The organism is Syntrophomonas sp. UBA5494 (genome assembly GCF_002426325.1).
In genome coordinates, this window is the sequence record NZ_DIPG01000031.1 from 41,972 (window position 1) to 59,395 (window position 17,424).

Here is a 17,424-nt window from a genome sequence, read left to right on the forward strand (position 1 = left end):
CCGGGCTGAACGTTTTTCTTACCCAGCGGCTGTATGGGTTGGGTTGGGAATAATGGACCCTCAATCATGGGATTCCTCCGTTTCGACTCCGAGCTGTTTCAGCAGCTGATCCAGTTTGTCCAGGATCTGGCTGTAATAAGCGGTTTCCATGCCTACCACCGAACCACCCAGTTCAATCACCGCCTCCATGCTCACCTCCTGGCCTTGAATCACCAGATAAGGAGTGCCCTGGCGCATAATCACCGAGTCCACGATGCCAACCGTGCTTTGCAGCTCTTCGTTCTCATCCAGATAGAGGTAGGCCACCTCCCGTCCCACCATCTGTCCGGCTTGCTGCATCATCATGCTGGGCAGCCAGCGGTTATTGATGGTGTCGGCCAGGCCGGTCATGGTGCTGTTCAGATTCTGCATCTGTTCAAGCGAGCTGAACGTGGCCATCTGTGAGATAAATTCCTTGTCCTCCATGGGCTGAAGCGGATTCTGATAGCGCAATTCCGTAACCAGCAGTTTGAGGAAGTCGTCTTTATCCATAATGGATTTATTGGATTTAGCGGCGGTTTGAGCCGTGTTATTGGCTGCGGCCGCAGTAGCTTCTACTGTCATCTGATCACCTCCTAAACCAATATGTTCATCTCACCGTCAGCAGAGTATCCATAAAGAGCTTCAATCTCCGGGCCTGCTATACCCGCAGTCTCCATTTCCAACGGCAGGGCTTCCTCCCCGTCCAGGTTGGAACGATGGCCTAAATTGCGCTGATTGCCCCAATTGTCCCGGTTCCAGTCGCTCATGCCGCTGAAATCCTGTTGATTGCCGACCTGTACTTCAACCTCGGTGCGGTCTACTTTCAGCCCCTGGTTTTCCAGGTTCTGGCGCAGATGAGTAAGGTTTGACTCCAGCATTTGCTTGACCTGATGGTTGTCGGTGATAAACCGGGCCGTGACCAGTCCGTCTTCAACCAGCACTTTGATGGACAATTTCCCCAGCGAATCCGGTTTCAGATCGATATTCATCTCCGAACTGCTCAGTTTTACCATCAGTTTGGCCCGCTCCACGATCTGATCGAACAGCTCCTGGGTTTGGGCCGGGTTGTGAAGAGCCTTGCCGGAATTGTCCGGGGCGCCGATAATTACCCGGGTTGCGCCCGGGGTTTCCCGGGTGTTTACCAACAGGGAGGGATCCGCATCCGCTTCGGTTGAAACCGCGGCATGCCCGGCGGAGGTTGTAATGCCCTCCGGCAGCTGGGCCGCGTTGAGGCGGCGGCTCTCGAAATCCAGCAGTTTCCTGGCCTGCCCCGGGTTGCTCTCCGCTGTTTCCTGGGGGGCGGCTACATCCTGATGCACTTTCAGCTTGAGCAGGACCTGGTTCTTATGACTTAATAGCATCATTTTGAACCTTTCCCTGCCATCATGCCCGGCCGCGCTGTTTTTATGGCTTTCAGCCTCCGCACCGCCGGAATTGTTCAGGAACTCTTCGCCTTCCAGAGGGGCGGCGGTCTGAACCGGGCCGGAACTGGCTGTTGCCGCACCGCTTGCACCCGCTGCGCCGGACTGCTGAAGCATCACGGCCCTGTATCTTGCCGGGCGTCTCCGCGGGCAAGACCGGCAATGCCTCAGCCGGTTGCTGTACTTCACCGCCCGCATCCGGGTTGATTGTCTCCGGGGCTGAATCCGGGACGGTCAGGGCATCGGCGCCCAAGCTCTCCCCGTCCGGGAGCGGAGCGGCCATGGCCTCAGCGGGGCTCGATGCGGTTTGCGGCTCTGAAGCCCTGGGTTCTGCGGCCTTGTGCCGGGGCTTATCGCTATGGGATCGGGCTTTCATGAGCTGATGCTTAAAGGCTCTTTTCCCATTAAGCTGAGCGGAAGCCGCTTCGCTTTTGTTCCTTGCGGATGGAGCGGGCTTCTCCGCTTTGGCCGCTACTACCTGGTTTACGCTGCATTGCAATATACTTTCACCTCCTTTCTTCAGATTCAGGGGTCGGAATAAGGCGTCTCGGCCGCTATTTGAAACACCTTACGCCCACACCCGACGCTTACGGCTCCGTCACCAGCATCTTGGAGGCAACGGCGGCGGCCCGGTCACGATTCATAAAAGGCAGAATCTCGGCTGCGGTTTCTTTTTCCATAGCGGAGAGAATGCCGATAATATCATCATCTTTTAAACGGGACAGGATGTCGGCGGCATCTTTAGCCTTCATATTGGCGAAATAAGGCGCCATATCTTTATAAGCCGCCGTTTTGGCCGCGGCCCCGGATTTCAGGTTGAGGACCTCCTGGTTCAAGCGGGCTACCTCTTCCTTTAAGCGGGCTTCACTGTCCTGGCTCTGCATGAGGGCGGTCTCAGCGGCCGACAGGCTGGCCTGTAGCTCGTTGATCTCGGCTTGCTGTTCCGCCAGGTTCTGTTCCAGCTGTACCAGCTCGGCAGGGCTGCCTTTATCCGGAGTTTTCTCCCCGCCTGAAGCCGGACTCATCCCGGGCAGATTCTGCAGGGCCGGCGGAGCCGTCAAGACCCCCAGGGCGACCAAAAAATACCAGCCGGCCGACAGGGCCGCCAAGACCAGTAGGCCCAGGCCCAATAATTTAACTGTCTTTAAACTATTCGTCATTGACAGACTCCTGCTTTACACCTTGTTGAGATTTTTCCGAAAATGACCCGCCACGGCCAGTTCATCTATGACCTTTTGCTCTTGCTGCTGCGCTTCTTTCCGGTATTCTTCAAATTGACGCTGCTTCAGCTTTTCCAGGGTGCTGGTTTCCCGGGCCTGCTCGAACAGCTTGACGCGCATGGTGTCCACTACGGATTCCGCTTCGTGCAAATGGCTTTGCACCTCATTTTTGCGCATGTGCAAAACCGGCAGATACTGGCGGCGGGCCAGCAGGTAAGAAAACGGGGCCGGGTCGCTTGTTTCCCTGATGCTGCTCTCAATGGCCTGCACCCGGTCTGCCAGCTGGTTGAGCTCTTGGGCGATTTCATCGCGCACCTGCAGGCTGGCCTGCAGGTTCTCACGGGCAATGTCCTTCTGCAGTGTGGAGATATCCAGTTTGGTTTGCAGCCTAAAATCAAAAGCTTTCATTATTTATCCCTGCCTGTCGGCGATATTTTGCAAGGCCGTATAAGTATCCGGGAATAGGGCCTCTTCATGAATATCCTGGCGCAAAAAGGTCTGGCATTGCTCAATGACGGTTATGGCCCGGTCTATGCGCGGGTTGGCGCCTTCCTTATAGGCCCCGATGTCGATTAAGTCCCGGGCCTCCTCGTAAGTGGCCAGAACACTGCGAAAATAATTGGCCACCCGCATGTGCTGGTCGTCGACCAGGTCGATCATGACCCGGCTGATACTCTGCAGTATATCAATAGCCGGGTAGATATTCTGCGCAGCGATGTTTCTGCTCAAAACAATATGCCCGTCCACAATGCCCCTCACCGCGTCGGTGATGGGCTCATTGATATCATCGCCCTCCACCAGGACCGAGTAAAGTCCGGTTATACTGCCCCGGGCCGCGGTTCCGGCCCGCTCCAGGAGTTTGGGCAGCAGCGCGAAAACCGAGGGGGTAAAGCCCCGGGTGGCCGGCGGCTCACCGATGGCCAGGCCTACTTCACGCTGCGCCAGCGCAAAACGGGTCAAAGAATCCATCAATAAAAGCACGTCAAGGCCCTGGTCGCGGAAATATTCAGCTATGCTGGTAGCCACGAAGGCTCCTTTCAGCCGCACCAGGGCCGGTTGATCGGAGGTGGCCACTACTACCACGGATCGGGCCAGCCCTTCCGTTCCCAGGTCCTTCTCCAAAAATTCCCTGACCTCGCGGCCGCGCTCCCCGATCAGGGCGATGACGATGATGTCAGCCGCCGTATTTCTCGCTGTCATGCCGATCAAGGTGCTTTTTCCCACCCCGCTGCCGGCAAAGATGCCAATCCGCTGCCCGCGCCCCACCGTATTCAGCCCGTCAATGGCCCTGACCCCCACCGGCAGGACTTCCTTGATGCGGGATCTCTCCATGGGGTTGGGGGGCTGATTCATGACCGGATAGGTGGCTTCTGCCTTGATTCGGCCTTTACCGTCGATGGGCTGCCCCAGACCGTCCAAGACCCGGCCCTGCAAGTCCATACCCACTTTTACCTGCAGGGTTTTGCCGGTGGCGATCAATTCACTCCCCGGGCCGATCCCTTCCACTTCGCCCAGCGGCATCAGCAGGATGCGGTCATTTTTGAATCCCACCACTTCCGCAGAAGTTAGGGGATGATTAGCATAATTGCTGCGGATGAAACACAACTCACCCAGGCTCAAGCGCGGGCCAACCGCTTCCAGCGTAAGGCCGATGGCCTGTGATATCCTGCCCTTGACCAGACACAACTGGGCCTTGTCGACGGTTTGCAGATGTCTGGTGAAAACTGCCCGGTCAATCATCGCCGCTCACTTCCCGCAGGAGCTGTTCCATATTATCCAGACGGGTCTCCAGGCGGGCATCGATCATCCCCACTTCGCTTTCCAACGTACACCCGCCCGCACTGATGCGATGATCGGCCACTGCCTTGACTTGGATCATCCCTTGATTGGCGTCGCTGTATAGCCCTGATCCGATCTCCTCCAGCACCTGGTCCAATTCAGCGGGATTAACGTGCACGGTTATATTGTCGGGACTGTCCAGCAAAGCGGTGGCGTCGCGAATCACGCCGAGGATAACGTCGGGGTTGGTCGCCAGCTCTGCCGCCACCACCTTTCTGGCGATCGCCATAGATAGGCGCAAAATATCGGCTTCGCAGTCCCGTATGGTTTGCAGCTTCTGCGCCCGGGCATTCTCCACCAGGGAGCGGCTTTCTTCTTCGGCCCGGGCCTTTAAAGCGGCCGTCTCCAGCCTGGCCTGCTCCAGCCCGTCCCGGTAGCCGTCTTTAAGAGCCTTTTCTTTCATTTCATGGGCGGCTTGAGAAGCCTGTATCTGCATGATCTCCGCTTCATCCCGGGCCGCCGCCATAATGGCCCCGGACTCCTCCCGGGCTTTTTCCAGGAGGTCAACGATCATGGCTTCGGTTTCCTGCAAAACCTTCTGGCTTTCCAACCGCAAGTACTCAAACTGCTCCCGGTCTTCCTCCCGGGGCCTTTCCGCTGAATGGGTCTGGGGAGGGGCGGTTTCCAACAGACCTATCCCCGCCAGCTCAATCAGCCTGGGATTGGAGCGCTGCAATGCACTGCCTTTGATAATGTTAGACAATGATTTCATCTCCTCCGCCGCGGGCCACCACTATTTCTCCGGTTTCTTCAAGGCGACGAATCACATTGACAATGCGCTGCTGCGCTTCTTCAACGTCTCTCAAGCGGACCGGCCCCATAAATTCAATATCTTCTTTCAACATATCAGCAGCCCGGGTGGACATATTGCTGAAAATTTTGTGGGATACCTCGGTACTGCTGCCTTTGAGCGCCATAGACAGGTCTTGGGATTCCACATCGCGCAGAAAGCGCTGAATGGAACGGTCATCAATCGTGACTATATCTTCAAACACAAACATCAGTTTCTTGATCTGTTCGGCCAATTCCGGATCCTGAACCTCCAGCGCCTCCATGATGGTTTTTTCCGTGCCTCTGTCGACCAGATTGAGGATCTGAACCACCGATCTGACGCCGCCGGCGCTGGCCAGCTCCTGAGGGCCGATGGTGGACAGTTTGCGCTCCAGGACATTCTCCACCTCTTTAATGATCTCCGGCGAAGTGGTATCCATGATGGCAATTCGCTTGGCCACTTCGGCCTGACGCTCCGGGGGCAGAGCGCCAAGTATGCTGGAGGCTTTATCCGGCTCCAGATAAGCCAGTATCAAGGCGATGGTCTGGGGGTGCTCGCCCTGGATAAAATTGAGCAGCTGGGCGGGTTCGGTTTTGCGCATGAAATCAAACGGCCTGACCTGTAAAGAGGCCGAAATGCGCGAAATAATCTCAGTCGTCTTTTCTTCGCCGTAAGCTTTTTCCAGGATCTCCTTGGCATAGGCGATGCCACCCTGGCTGATGAAATGCCGGGCCAGGCACATTTCAAAGAACTCGCGAAAAATTTCGTCCATGCGTTCCGAAGATATCTGGCGTATATTGGCGATTTCCAGGGTCAACTGTTCTATTTCTTCTTCACTCATATATTTGAAGATCTGAGCTGATTTTTCGGGACCCAGAAAAATCAGAAAATTGGCAGCCTTCTGCCTGCCGCTTAAAGTCTTTCTGGCTACCATGGCTTTCACCTCTAACCTTCCAGCAGCCAGGACTTGATTACCTGGGCTGCATTTTCAGGATTGCTTTGCACCAATTTGTCGATCTCTTCTTTGATCTTCTGGCTTTCACGGTCGGCGGGCGTCATGTTTTTATCAATCAGCTTCTCGAGACTGATTTCTTCGTCCGCCACTACCTCGAAACCGCTCAGGGGCACGCCGGCTTCAACCTGTGGAACCCTGTTTTTGCCCCTCATGCTCAAAAACACTGCCAGACAGGCCAGCAGGCCCGCTGCGGCCAGAGCCCAGGGCATCCACCCGCTGTTCAGCAGCTGGCCGACCGTACCGGGGACGGCTGCTTCCGGCACAGGCTGGGGATGAAAATCGATAAAGGCCACCGATATGTTTTCTTCCAGGCTGACATTCTCGTTGTCCCGATTTTCTCGCAGTCCGCAGGCGGTTGCCACAATATTGCGAACCGTATTTATTTTTTCCGCTTCAGTCGACCCCAGTTTCAGCCCCTGAGTGGCCGCATTATTTACCAGGACCGAAATGGTGAGGTAATCGTATTTGACCTCGCCCGGAGCATAGCGGGTGACGGTTTCAGTTTTATCAATCTCGTAATTGCGAGAAGTCTGGGATTTGTCATAAGATCCCTGAGTGCTGTCGACCTCGGTGTATTGCGGTATATTGTTGTCCGTTCCCGGAGCCGCCGCAGCAGAAGGCGTAGTGCCGGACTCTTTGATGATCTCCTCGCTGCGAATGAAGGCCCCTTCGGGATCATGATTGTAGGTCTCGGTGCGCTCCTCACGGTCGTTGAAGTTGAGTTCAGCGTTGACGCGAACCACGGCATTGTCTATGCCCAGGGTTTTGTCCAGCATGGTTTGAATGGCGGTCTGTTTTTCTTTTTCGTATTCCTTTTTCAGAGCCATCTGCATCTGCAGCTGTGATGAGGCCGCCAGGCTCTCCTGGGGCAGGACATCTGACAAGAGCGTGCCGTATTGGTCGACGATGACCACGTTCTCGGCGGTAAGCCGCTCTACGCTGTTGGCTACCAGATTGGTCACCGCCTGGACTTCTTGAGGACTCAGGCTCTGGCCGGGCTCGGTATTTATGACTACCGAAGCCTTGGCGGGTTCGTCCTGTTCAGAAAATAAGGATTGCTCGGGGAGGGCCAGGTTGACCTTGGCGGCTTTTACCTTTTCCAGGCGCTGGATGGTGCGGGCCAGTTCCCCTTGCAAGGCTTCCAGATATTTAACCCGCTTATCGGTCTGGGTTTCGCCGAAATTGGTACTCTGCCGAAAAAGTTCAAAACCCGATTCACCCTGGGGCAGGTTTTGCTCGGCCAGTTTCAGGCGGGTATTGTACTTGGCTTCAGCGGGAACCAGTATGGTCTGGCCGTTGTCCTCCAGCTGGTATGGGGTTCCCAGTTCTCCTAATTTGGCTACTATGGCTGCGGCGTCCTTGTCGCTAAGTTGCGTATAGAGCGGTTCATAATCGACCCGGGTGACATTCACCCAGGCTACGGCTGCAATACAAATCACTAAAGCGATTAAACCGACACTGAGGACTTTGCGGTTCAGGCTCATCTCCGCCCAAAGTCCTCTTGCGCCAGCGGCAAGCTGCCTGGCGCTGTTCAAAAAGGTTTCCATCTATCTTTTTTCTCCCCTGCCTGTTTACATCTGCATGCGCATGATTTCCTGATAGGACTCTACCAGGCGGTTGCGTATTTCAATGGTAAGCTGCAAAGCCAGATTGGCTTTTTCATAGGCAATCATGGTGTTATGCAAAAAATCCTCACTTCCCAGGGCTAATTGCTGCGCGCTCAGCGAGGCCTCCTGCTGCAGGCTGTCCACCCTGCCCAGGGCCTCTTGCAGGCTGTTCCAGAAACTGCCGCCCTGTCCCGGGGCAGCCTGAGGTCTGACTTCGCCCGGGGCGGCCGCAGGAGATAACACATTCAGATCAATGGGGTTTATGGCCATCAGGGATCACTCCTCTATCTGCCGATGTTCAACGCCCGGGCGGCCATGGCCCGGGTGGCTTCGATAACCTTGGCATTCGCCTCATAAGCCCGGGTGGCCGATATCATGTTGACCATTTCCTCAACCATGTTGACATTGGGGTAAGTGACATAGCCCTGTTCATCCGCATCGGGATGACCCGGCTCGTAAACCTTCTTGAAGGGGGCTTCATCATCATTGAGCGAATGAATCGCGCTTACTCTGACCCCGCCTCCGCCAGATTCCAGGCTGCTTTTTAATATAGCGGCAAAACTGCCCTTCACCGCGCTGCCAGGACGGGCTTCGAACAAAACCACCTGGCGGCGATAAGGCCCGGTCCCCCCCGCGACCCGGGTGGTCTCGGCATTGGCCATATTGTTGGCAATGGTGTCCAAGCGCAATCTCTGGGCCGTTAAACCGCTGGCACTGATGTCGATGCCATCGAGAAAACTCATGTTTTACCCCCTTCCGGTAATGGCCAGGCGCAGCAAGCGAATCTCATTGCTCATGCTCTGACTAAGGGCTTCGTATAAGAGGTTGTTCTTAGTCAAACCCGCCATTTCCGCGTCAATGTCCACGTTGTTGCCGTCATTGCGGTAGGATGAGTCGGTGATTTGATCGACCACTATAGTATCCAACGCGCCCGTCCGCGCCGCCCGGCCTTGAATATGCCTGGGATCGGTAGTCGTCAGCCGTTTGTCCCCGGGTCCTAAAAGCCAGGCCTTGCGCATGTTTTTGGCAAAGAGCACCTCGCTGCGTTTAAATCCCGGCGTATCCACGTTAGCTATATTATCGGCCGTGACTTCTTTAGCACGCCAGGTGATGTCCATTGCCCTATTTAATAGGGACTGAGTTCCTGAATTGAATACCCGGCTGAGCAATTTATCACCCCTTTTTGTATTATCCAAGCTAAAGCAATGCTTCTACTCGACTCAACAAAATTCCTGCAATTATTAGCAGAAACATCACATAAATCCGTAATTTTACAAAAGTTTTACGACTTGGTTATATACTCAGAAATTACAATTAGCAGCCATGCCTTGCGGGGTTTGCTTTTCCGGTGCAGAAAAAAAGAATAAGGACTGGGAAATTAGGCTTACTTTTGTCGAAGCCCAACCTCCAGCCCTTGTGTTTCCCGGTCTTACAGGACTATTTTCTCAGTTCCTCAAAAAGGTAATCGTTCAGTACCTTGATATAGGTGCCTTTCATGCCCAGGGAGCGCGACTCAATAACCCCCGCGCTCTCGAACTTCCTTAAGGCGCTCACGATGACCGAGCGTGTGATCCCCACTTTATCCGCGATGCGGCTGGCTACCAGCAAACCTTCGGTGCCGTTCAACTCGGCGATGATATGCTCGATGGCGCCTTTTTCCGAGTAAGACAGTGTGGCCAGGGCGATCTGCACCGAGGCCTTCTTGCGGGCCTGCTCTTCTACTCGCTCCGAGGTCATGCGCATGATTTCATTGGCCACCACAATAGCCCCGTACTCGGCCAGGACGATGTCCTCTTCCGTAAATTTACTGGCGTTATCCCGCACCAGTATCAAGGTGCCGATGCGCTTGGCGCCTCCAAATACCGGGGTAATGGACCAGACGCGGTCTGAACACTCACAGTCCCCGTTGTTGTAGTTAAAAATGCATTTGCGCCCCTTTTCCAGAACCACATTGGTCTGGGTCTCCTGTATATTGGTGAACTCCTGGTTAAAGCTCTCCGGGAAGCGCTCGGCATGGTAAATCAGCTTTTGGATATCAGCACAAGCGGTATCGGGGTGAAAGGCGTATCCCGCGATCTGTCCGCGGCGGCCCACTATGAAGACGCTGCACTCCAGGTTAAGTGAAAGCACTTCACAGATCTCATAGAAATTGACCGGGTTGCCTCCGATTTTCTGCAGAGACCTGTTAATGGAGCGCGATTTCTCTAAAAGCGTTCTGCCCATATAGATGACCTCCTACAATATAAATCTGCTCAAATCCTCATCCTGCACTATTTTTTCCAGGCGCTGATTAACAAAGGCCTGATCTACAGCGATTGCCTGACCCTGCATATAGGGTGAGTGGAACAATAAATCCTCCAGGACCTTTTCCATGATGGTGTGCAAGCGGCGGGCGCCGATGTTCTCGGTGCGGTCATTCACTTCGGTGGCTACGGCGGCGATGTAATCAATGGCCTCCGGGCTGAAATCGATCTTCACCTCTTCAGTGGCCAGAAGCACCGTGTACTGCTTCAGCAAAGAATTATGGGGTTCGGTCAGGATGCGCTTCAAGTCCTCTTTATTGAGGGTCTGCAGTTCCACCCGGATGGGGAAGCGCCCCTGCAGCTCGGGGATCAGGTCCGAAGGTTTGCTGACATGAAAGGCCCCGGCGGCGATAAACAGCATGTGATCGGTCTTAACCGCGCCGTATTTGGTCATGATAGTGGAGCCTTCCACCACCGGCAGAATATCTCTCTGCACGCCGCCCCGGGACACATCGGGTCCGTAACCGCCTTCCCGGCCCGCTATCTTGTCGATTTCATCGAGAAAGATGATGCCATCCTGCTCAGCCCGGTTTATAGCGATGCGATATACTTCATCCATGTCGATCAAGCGCCCGGCTTCCTCATAGATCAATATCTTGCGGGCTTCCGCAACCGTCATTTTCCGCTTTTTGCGCTTGGCGGGCATGAGGTTGCCGAACATATCCTGGAGGTTGACCCCCATGTCCCCCATCCCGGATCCAGAAAAAACCTCGAGAAAAGAGGGGCTTTTTTCTTCAACTTCAATTTCAACTATCGTTTCTTCCATTTCCAGGCGGGAAATCTTGTGCCGCAGAATCTGGCGCTGTTCTTCCATCGATTTGGGCTCCTGCTCCTCATCCTGGGCCTGCTGCTGCTGGGCTGCGCCGCCCAAAAACAACTCCAGGGGGTTTATGGCAGCCAGGCTCTTTTTCCTGCGCGGCAAGAGGCATTCCGCCAAGCGCTCCTCGGCCAGCATACGGGCGCGGTCCTCTACCTCTTCCATTTTCTCGGCTTTCACCATGCGAATGGCGGTTTCCACCAGATCCCTTACCATTGAGTCAACATCCCGGCCTACATAACCCACTTCAGTGAATTTGGTTGCTTCAACTTTGACAAAAGGGGCTTTTACCATTTTGGCCAGGCGGCGGGCGATTTCAGTCTTGCCCACACCGGTAGGACCTATCATAATGATATTTTTGGGATATATTTCTTCCTGCCATTCGGCCTTAAGCAGTTTGCGGCGATAGCGGTTGCGCAGAGCTATGGCCACCGCCTTTTTGGCCTCTTTCTGGCCCACGATGTATTTATCCAATTCGGCAACGATCTCTTTAGGGGTAAGGTTGTGCACGGTTTCCTCCTAACTGACCAGTCTATGCGATGGTCTCCACGGTAATGTGGTGGTTGGTGTATATACAGATATCAGCCGCGATAGAAAGAGCCTGGCGCGCGATTTCTTCGGCCTCCATATCGGTGTGCCTCACCAAAGCCCGGGCTGCCGCCAGGGCATACGCCCCCCCGGAACCTATGGCGGTCACCCCGTCATCCGGTTCGATCAATTCGCCATTTCCCGAAATCAAAAGCATCTTTTCCCGATCGGCGACAATCAGCAAAGCCTCCAGTTTTCTCAACACCTTGTCACTGCGCCAGTCCCGGGCCAGTTCAACCCCGGCCTTGGTAAGGTTGCCGCCGCTTTGCTTCAGTTTCTCTTCGAAGCGGGTGAAAAGGGTGAAAGCGTCGGCGACTGAACCGGCAAAGCCGGATATGATGCGCCCCTCGTAGAGACGGCGAATCTTATTGGCGGTCTGCTTCATAACCGTATTCTGGCCGAAGGTAACCTGACCGTCGCCGGCAATAGCGGTTTTACCGCCTTTTCTTACTGCTACGATAGTTGTGCCTTGAAACATGTTTACCTCCTAGGCAGGGTTCGGTCATGAACCCGTTTAATGTCTTCCTTGGTCAAATGGGTATATATCTGCGTAGTGGACAATTTTACGTGCCCCAGCAGTTCCTGCACCGAGCGCAAATCGGCCCCCCGGTTGAGCAGGTGGGTGGCAAAAGTATGCCTCAGGGTGTGCGGGCTGACTTTGATGTTGATGGCCAGGGCATCCACGTATTTATTAATGATATTCCTTACCCCCCGAACCGATAACTGCCGGCCAAACCTGTTTAAAAATAAGGCGCTGCTGGCGCTCTTTTTTTGGTGCAAAAGGCTTTCCCGCACCTTCAGGTAGCGGCTTAGAAATTCGGCCGACTGTTTGCCCAGGGGAACGATGCGCTCCTTGCCCCCTTTGCCGGCGACCTTGATAACGCCCTGCTGCCGGTTGAGATCGGCAGCATTCAGGCCGACCAGCTCAGACACCCGGATGCCGGTGGCATATAAGAGTTCCAGCAAGGCGCGGTCTCGCATTCCCAATGGTTTGGAGATATCAGGGGCTTCGATCAACTGGGCGACTTCGATGGGATAGAGGAAGTTGGGCAGGCGCTGGTCCTGTTTGGGCGTGGCCACCGCGGCGATGGGATTGCTGGGCAAAACGTTCTCCCGGCACAGGTAGCGCACGAAGGATCGCAAAGCTGCCAGTTTTCTGGCCATAGTTGAGCGCTGCATCCCTTGCTGCTGCAGGACGGACAGATATTCGCGCACCGACTTGTGGTCAATCTTATTCAGATCGAGGTCCTCAACATCGGCGCCATGCCGTCGGGCCAAAAATTGAAAATATTGTTCCAAATCGGTGCGGTAACTGACCAGGGTCAGTTTGGAGGCGTTTTTTACCACCCGCAAATAGTTTAAAAATTCTTCAATATAACGCAAAATCATATGGTTTCACCTGAATTGCTTATCTAAGCACAAATGTTAGCACAATTAGGTGACTTTTACAATGTGTTTTGCAACAATTCAGAAAACTCATGCAAATCTTGCAAGGATCTAGTCATATAGGCCAAATTTCTTTGTTTTTTATCTTTAATTACCTCGGGCAGTCCGGGCAAGATGCCGAAATTAGCGTTCATGGGCTGGAACTTCCCGGGGTTGTCAGTGGTTATATGGTGAATCAAAGCTCCCAGCATGGTGGTTTGCGGCAGCGTCAGGGCTGCTTTCCCCTGAAGACGGCGGCCCAGGCTTAAGCCTGCCCAGATACCGCTGGCGGCAGATTCCATATACCCTTCCACGCCGGTAAGCTGTCCGGCTAAAAACAAGCCGGGGCGGGATTTAAACTGCAGGCCGGCACTCAAGCAGCGGGGGCTGTTGACATAGGTGTTGCGATGCATCACCCCGTAGCGAACAAATTCAGCCCTTTTAAGACCGGGAATTAGACGCAAGACCCGCTCCTGCTCGCCCCAGCGCAGCCGGGTTTGAAAGCCCACCAAGCCCCATAAATTTCCCTCTTCATCCTCCTGGCGCAACTGAACCACCGCATAAGGGCGCGGGCCGCCCGCAGGGGAATTGAGTCCCACCGGGCGCATGGGGCCAAAGCGCAGGGTATCCACCCCGCGGTGGGCTATGAACTCAATGGGCATACAGCCTTCGAACACCATTCCCCGGTCGGCGGCGTGCGGCTCCAGGGCATCGGCCGCCACCAGTTCGCGGTAAAATGTCAGGTATTCTTCCTTATTCATAGGACAGTTGTAATAATCCGCGCTGCCCTTGCCATATCGGGAGGCTTTGAATACTATGCTTTCGTCCAGGCTGGCTCTGGTAACGGTTGGAGCCACCGCATCATAAAAATAGAGGTTTTCCTCGCCGCTGATCTTCTGCAGCGCGTCCGCCATGGCCTCTGAGGTCAGGGGCCCGGTAGCGATAATACAGGGACGCTCCGGTATGGAGCGCATCTCCTGCCGCTCAACCGTTATCAGGGGATGGGCCGCTATCTTTTCGCTTACCAGACGGCTGAATTTGGCCCGGTCAACGGCCAGGGCCGAACCGGCCGGAACCCGGGCCGCCTCTGCGCAGGGCAGCAACAGAGAACCCAGGATTCTCATCTCTTTTTTGAGCAAACCCTGGGCGGTATCCGGCTGTTCTGATTTTAAGGAATTGCTGCATACCAATTCGGCCAGATCCCCGCTCTGATGAACCGGGGTTTTAAGGCCGGGCCTCATTTCCCAAATAACGACAGGGATGCCCTGCCGGGCCAAGGCATAGGCTGCCTCGCATCCGGCCAGGCCTCCGCCAATGACGTCAATCCGCACCGTCCGGCCTCATTTCTTGATGTATTTGCACTCCGGGTTCTGGCATACCGCCTGTTTGGATTTGTCGGCTCCGACCTTTTCCACCATAACCTGCCCGCACTGGGGGCATAATTCTCCGGTAGGCTGCTGCCAGGAGACCAACTTGCATTCAGGGTAATTGCTGCAGCCGTAAAAGCGGCGGCCTTTTTTGCTCTTCAAGCCTACGATTTTCCCGCCGCACAAAGGACACAGCACTCCGATTTCCTCATTAATGGATTCGGTGTGGCGGCAGTCGGGGAAACCGGAACAGGCCAGGAATTTCCCGAAGCGCCCGTGTTTGATGAAAAGGGGGCGTTCGCATTTCGGGCAGGCTTTGCCGGCTTCTTCATCCTTGATCTCCACTTTGCCGATCAGTTCTTTAGCCTTTTCCAAATCCTCCGCAAACGGTTCATAGAAATCCGCCACCACCCGGCGCCACTCCAACTTGCCCTCTTCAATCTGATCCAGTTCTTCCTCCATGTGGGCGGTAAAATCGACATCCATGATCTTGGGGAAATTGGCCTTCAACAGGTCAACTACGATGACTCCCAGTTCTGTAGGGGCAAATTGCCGGTTCTGCCTCTCCACATAATTTCTCTTTAAAATGGTATCGATGATGGGGGCATAAGTGCTGGGGCGGCCAATGTTATTGTCTTCCAGGAACTTCACCAGGCTGGCCTCGGTAAAACGCGCCGGGGGCTGAGTGAAATGCTGTTCCGGGTTAAGGCCTTTAAGGGTTAAAGCCTGATTCTCGTTTAAATCCGGCAATGGCTTCCCCATATCCTCTTCGTCATGGTCATTATAGACCTTTTTATAGCCCGGGAATTTGAGTTGTGATGAGGTGGCCCTAAGCCCGTAGTCCCCACCTTTAATGTCGATGGTGACACTGTCATACACCGCCGGGGTCATCTGGCTGGCCACAAAGCGCTCCCAGATCAATTTATAGAGCCGGTACTGGTCGCGGGTGAGGCTGTTTTTAACGCTTTCCGGGGTGCGCGCCACCATGGTGGGGCGGATCGCCTCATGGGCATCCTGGGAGCCTTTTTTGCTTTTGTATTCATTGGGCTTTACAGGGGCATATGCGGAACCGTATTGTGCGGCGATGAACTGCAGGGCTTCCTCCTGAGCTACGCCGGCAATGCGGGTGGAGTCAGTTCTAAGATAGGTGATCAGGCCCACCGTGCCCTCTTTTCCTATCTCCAGGCCTTCGTACAGCTCCTGGGCCACCTTCATGGTGCGCTTGGAATAGAAGTTCAGCTGCTTGCTGGCTTCCTGCTGCATGGTGCTGGTAGTGAAAGGCGGGCTGGGTTTTTTGCGTTTTTCCTTTTTCTCTATTTTGGCCACTGAAAAGGAGGCCTGTTCCAGGTCGCCGACGATCCGGTCCTTCTGCTCGGCATTGCCGATTTCGATTTTATTGTCCTGGTATGAATTCAGTTTAGCGATGATGGTGTGCTTTTTATTGTCGGTCAGCTCAGCATTGATGGTCCAATATTCTTCACTCACAAATTGCTGGATTTCTTCTTCCCGTTCACAGATAAGCCTGACTACCACCGATTGCACCCGGCCCGCACTCAGGCCCTTGCGTACCTTGCTCCACAGCAAGGGGCTGAGATTGTATCCCACCAGGCGATCCAAGACCCGCCGGGCCTGCTGGGCATTAACCCGGTCCAGATCTACCGGGCGTGATTTTTTAATGGCCTGCATTACGGCATCCTTGGTTATTTCATGAAACTCGATGCGGCATTTGCTGCCGGCGGGTATTTTCATGGCATTCTGCAGGTGCCAGGCGATGGCTTCTCCTTCCCGGTCGGGGTCGGTCGCCAGCAAAACCCGGCCGGCTTTGGCGGACTCATCTTTTATATCTTTCAAAATATCGCCTTTACCCCGAATGGTAATGTACTGGGGTTCAAACGATTTTTCAATATCAATTCCCAATTTACTTTTGGGCAAATCTTTGATATGACCTACCGAAGCCTTTATTTTATAGGTCTTCCCCAAGAATTTGCCCAATGTTTTGGCCTTGGCGGCCGATTCCACAATAACCAGGGTGCTACCCGCCAATCATATCACCTCTCCTGTGTTTGTTAAACTAGCCAATCTTTACATAGTAATTGCCCGGCAATGATTGTACTATACCTTCTAGCTCCAGCTTTAGCAAGATCAAGCTTAAATCGCCGGGCTGCAAACCGGTCAAACGCAAGAGTTCATCGCGATGGCATTTCTCGAACCCCATATGCATTAACACCAGGTTTTCCGTGTCCTCATAAATGGGCAGAGCGGGTTGCACCAGGCCTGCAGCCGGTTCTGCCGGGGCCCAACCGGGAAACTCCTCCAAAACATCGTCAACACAGGTCACCAGTTTAGCCCCCTGTTTTATCAAAGAATTGGTTCCAGCGCTATGCAGGCTGCTGATAGGGCCGGGAACAGCGAATACCTCGCGGCCTTGTTCCAGGGCAAAATCCGCGGTGATCAAAGCCCCGCTCTGCTTTCGCGCTTCCACTACCAGAACCCCCAGAGAAAGCCCGGAAATAATGCGGTTTCTCATTGGGAAATGATTGGGTAATGGCGGAGTGCTCCAGGGAAACTCACTGATTACCAATCCTTCACTGCAGATTTGCTGGTATAAGGCCTGGTTTTCCCGCGGGTACACGATATTGATACCGCTTCCCAGCACGCTGACGGTTGCTCCTCCGGCTTCGAGGGCGCCCAGATGAGCCTGACTGTCGATGCCCCGGGCCAGCCCGCTGACAATGGTCAATCCCCTCCCGGCCAGCTTTAGAGCCAACTCCCGGGCCACTTTGCGGCCGTACTGCGTAGCCTTCCTTGAGCCTACTACGGCCAAACACTGTCCCTGGATCAATTCCACCCGGCCGCGGCAATAGAGCAGCTGCGGCGGGTTGGGTATCTGCCTGAGGCTAAAAGGATAACGTTTCTCGCCCGGCCAAATTATGTCCACCCCCTGGCTATCCAGCATGCTGCCTATCGTCAGCGGATCCAGGCGGCGGCGCCTTTCTATAAAAGCATCGGCTACAGCGGGCGGCAAAAAA

At 54.6% G+C, this 17,424-nt stretch carries 19 protein-coding genes; 1 reads left to right on the forward strand and 18 read right to left on the reverse strand.

Features of this window, described 5'->3' with window-relative positions; all coding sequences use genetic code 11:
* Positions 1-60 precede the first annotated feature (60 nt).
* Together B3W37_RS03230 and B3W37_RS03235 are read right to left on the reverse strand one after the other, a co-directional pair.
* On the reverse strand, positions 61-603 hold the full coding sequence (locus tag B3W37_RS03230; RefSeq protein ID WP_481040094.1) for a flagellar hook capping FlgD N-terminal domain-containing protein: 543 nt from the start codon (positions 601-603) through the stop codon (positions 61-63).
* Positions 604-614: 11 nt separating this feature from the next.
* Positions 615-1,559 carry a flagellar hook-length control protein FliK gene (locus B3W37_RS03235; protein WP_483174763.1) on the reverse strand — a complete coding sequence of 315 codons (945 nt, stop codon included), beginning with the start codon at positions 1,557-1,559 and terminating at the stop codon, positions 615-617.
* A gap of 14 nt (positions 1,560-1,573) precedes the next feature.
* On the opposite strand from B3W37_RS03235, the gene B3W37_RS03240 reads away from it, so the two are divergent.
* Positions 1,574-1,825: a hypothetical protein gene (locus B3W37_RS03240; RefSeq protein WP_483174764.1), complete on the forward strand. Its 252-nt coding sequence runs from the start codon at positions 1,574-1,576 to the stop codon at positions 1,823-1,825.
* A 204-nt stretch (positions 1,826-2,029) separates the two neighbouring features.
* Here B3W37_RS03240 and B3W37_RS03245 read toward each other — a convergent pair whose 3' ends face one another.
* From B3W37_RS03245 to dprA, 16 genes are all read right to left on the reverse strand, one after another.
* On the reverse strand, positions 2,030-2,602 hold the full coding sequence (locus tag B3W37_RS03245; RefSeq protein ID WP_483168496.1) for a MotE family protein: 573 nt from the start codon (positions 2,600-2,602) through the stop codon (positions 2,030-2,032).
* Positions 2,603-2,617: 15 nt separating this feature from the next.
* Entirely contained in the window at positions 2,618-3,070 is a 453-nt protein-coding gene (gene fliJ / locus B3W37_RS03250; RefSeq protein ID WP_483168497.1) for a flagellar export protein FliJ, read from the reverse strand.
* Positions 3,071-3,073: 3 nt separating this feature from the next.
* A complete protein-coding gene (gene fliI / locus B3W37_RS03255; protein ID WP_483168498.1) occupies positions 3,074-4,402 on the reverse strand; it encodes a flagellar protein export ATPase FliI in 1,329 nt (442 codons plus the stop codon).
* Positions 4,395-5,204: a FliH/SctL family protein gene (locus B3W37_RS03260; protein WP_483168499.1), complete on the reverse strand. Its 810-nt coding sequence runs from the start codon at positions 5,202-5,204 to the stop codon at positions 4,395-4,397. Before B3W37_RS03260 ends, fliI begins: the two co-directional genes overlap by 8 nt.
* Positions 5,197-6,207: a flagellar motor switch protein FliG gene (gene fliG, locus B3W37_RS03265; RefSeq protein WP_483168561.1), complete on the reverse strand. Its 1,011-nt coding sequence runs from the start codon at positions 6,205-6,207 to the stop codon at positions 5,197-5,199. Before fliG ends, B3W37_RS03260 begins: the two co-directional genes overlap by 8 nt.
* A gap of 11 nt (positions 6,208-6,218) precedes the next feature.
* Positions 6,219-7,835, reverse strand: coding sequence for a flagellar basal-body MS-ring/collar protein FliF (fliF, locus tag B3W37_RS03270; RefSeq protein ID WP_483174766.1), 1,617 nt, complete (start codon positions 7,833-7,835; stop codon positions 6,219-6,221).
* A gap of 24 nt (positions 7,836-7,859) precedes the next feature.
* Positions 7,860-8,165: a flagellar hook-basal body complex protein FliE gene (gene fliE / locus B3W37_RS03275; RefSeq protein WP_481040108.1), complete on the reverse strand. Its 306-nt coding sequence runs from the start codon at positions 8,163-8,165 to the stop codon at positions 7,860-7,862.
* A 14-nt stretch (positions 8,166-8,179) separates the two neighbouring features.
* On the reverse strand, positions 8,180-8,638 hold the full coding sequence (flgC, locus tag B3W37_RS03280; RefSeq protein ID WP_483168501.1) for a flagellar basal body rod protein FlgC: 459 nt from the start codon (positions 8,636-8,638) through the stop codon (positions 8,180-8,182).
* 3 nt (positions 8,639-8,641) lie between these two features.
* Positions 8,642-9,091 carry a flagellar basal body rod protein FlgB gene (flgB, locus tag B3W37_RS03285; RefSeq protein WP_483168502.1) on the reverse strand — a complete coding sequence of 150 codons (450 nt, stop codon included), beginning with the start codon at positions 9,089-9,091 and terminating at the stop codon, positions 8,642-8,644.
* Positions 9,092-9,332: 241 nt separating this feature from the next.
* The gene (gene codY, locus B3W37_RS03290; RefSeq protein WP_483168503.1) at positions 9,333-10,118 is read right to left on the reverse strand and encodes a GTP-sensing pleiotropic transcriptional regulator CodY; all 786 of its coding nucleotides are present in this window, start codon (positions 10,116-10,118) and stop codon (positions 9,333-9,335) included.
* 12 nt (positions 10,119-10,130) lie between these two features.
* The gene (gene hslU / locus B3W37_RS03295) at positions 10,131-11,525 is read right to left on the reverse strand and encodes an ATP-dependent protease ATPase subunit HslU (RefSeq protein WP_483174767.1); all 1,395 of its coding nucleotides are present in this window, start codon (positions 11,523-11,525) and stop codon (positions 10,131-10,133) included.
* A 22-nt stretch (positions 11,526-11,547) separates the two neighbouring features.
* The gene (gene hslV / locus B3W37_RS03300) at positions 11,548-12,081 is read right to left on the reverse strand and encodes an ATP-dependent protease subunit HslV (protein WP_483168506.1); all 534 of its coding nucleotides are present in this window, start codon (positions 12,079-12,081) and stop codon (positions 11,548-11,550) included.
* 2 nt (positions 12,082-12,083) lie between these two features.
* Entirely contained in the window at positions 12,084-12,992 is a 909-nt protein-coding gene (xerC, locus tag B3W37_RS03305) for a tyrosine recombinase XerC (RefSeq protein WP_483168507.1), read from the reverse strand.
* 56 nt (positions 12,993-13,048) lie between these two features.
* Positions 13,049-14,359: a methylenetetrahydrofolate--tRNA-(uracil(54)-C(5))-methyltransferase (FADH(2)-oxidizing) TrmFO gene (gene trmFO, locus B3W37_RS03310; RefSeq protein ID WP_483168508.1), complete on the reverse strand. Its 1,311-nt coding sequence runs from the start codon at positions 14,357-14,359 to the stop codon at positions 13,049-13,051.
* A 9-nt stretch (positions 14,360-14,368) separates the two neighbouring features.
* Positions 14,369-16,438, reverse strand: coding sequence for a type I DNA topoisomerase (topA, locus tag B3W37_RS03315; protein WP_483168509.1), 2,070 nt, complete (start codon positions 16,436-16,438; stop codon positions 14,369-14,371).
* A gap of 28 nt (positions 16,439-16,466) precedes the next feature.
* The coding region (gene dprA / locus B3W37_RS03320; RefSeq protein WP_483174768.1) for a DNA-processing protein DprA at positions 16,467-17,424 on the reverse strand (958 nt) is incomplete at its 5' end.

Coding starts and splice junctions, on each gene's coding strand:
- B3W37_RS03230 (WP_481040094.1), bottom strand. CDS start 603: ATGACAGTAGAAGCTACTGCGGCCGCAGCCAATAACACGGCTCAAACC.
- B3W37_RS03235 (WP_483174763.1), bottom strand. CDS start 1,559: ATGCTTCAGCAGTCCGGCGCAGCGGGTGCAAGCGGTGCGGCAACAGCC.
- B3W37_RS03245 (WP_483168496.1), bottom strand. CDS start 2,602: ATGACGAATAGTTTAAAGACAGTTAAATTATTGGGCCTGGGCCTACTG.
- fliJ (WP_483168497.1), bottom strand. CDS start 3,070: ATGAAAGCTTTTGATTTTAGGCTGCAAACCAAACTGGATATCTCCACA.
- fliI (WP_483168498.1), bottom strand. CDS start 4,402: ATGATTGACCGGGCAGTTTTCACCAGACATCTGCAAACCGTCGACAAG.
- fliG (WP_483168561.1), bottom strand. CDS start 6,207: ATGGTAGCCAGAAAGACTTTAAGCGGCAGGCAGAAGGCTGCCAATTTT.
- fliF (WP_483174766.1), bottom strand. CDS start 7,835: ATGGAAACCTTTTTGAACAGCGCCAGGCAGCTTGCCGCTGGCGCAAGA.
- fliE (WP_481040108.1), bottom strand. CDS start 8,165: ATGGCCATAAACCCCATTGATCTGAATGTGTTATCTCCTGCGGCCGCC.
- flgC (WP_483168501.1), bottom strand. CDS start 8,638: ATGAGTTTTCTCGATGGCATCGACATCAGTGCCAGCGGTTTAACGGCC.
- codY (WP_483168503.1), bottom strand. CDS start 10,118: ATGGGCAGAACGCTTTTAGAGAAATCGCGCTCCATTAACAGGTCTCTG.
- hslV (WP_483168506.1), bottom strand. CDS start 12,081: ATGTTTCAAGGCACAACTATCGTAGCAGTAAGAAAAGGCGGTAAAACC.
- xerC (WP_483168507.1), bottom strand. CDS start 12,992: ATGATTTTGCGTTATATTGAAGAATTTTTAAACTATTTGCGGGTGGTA.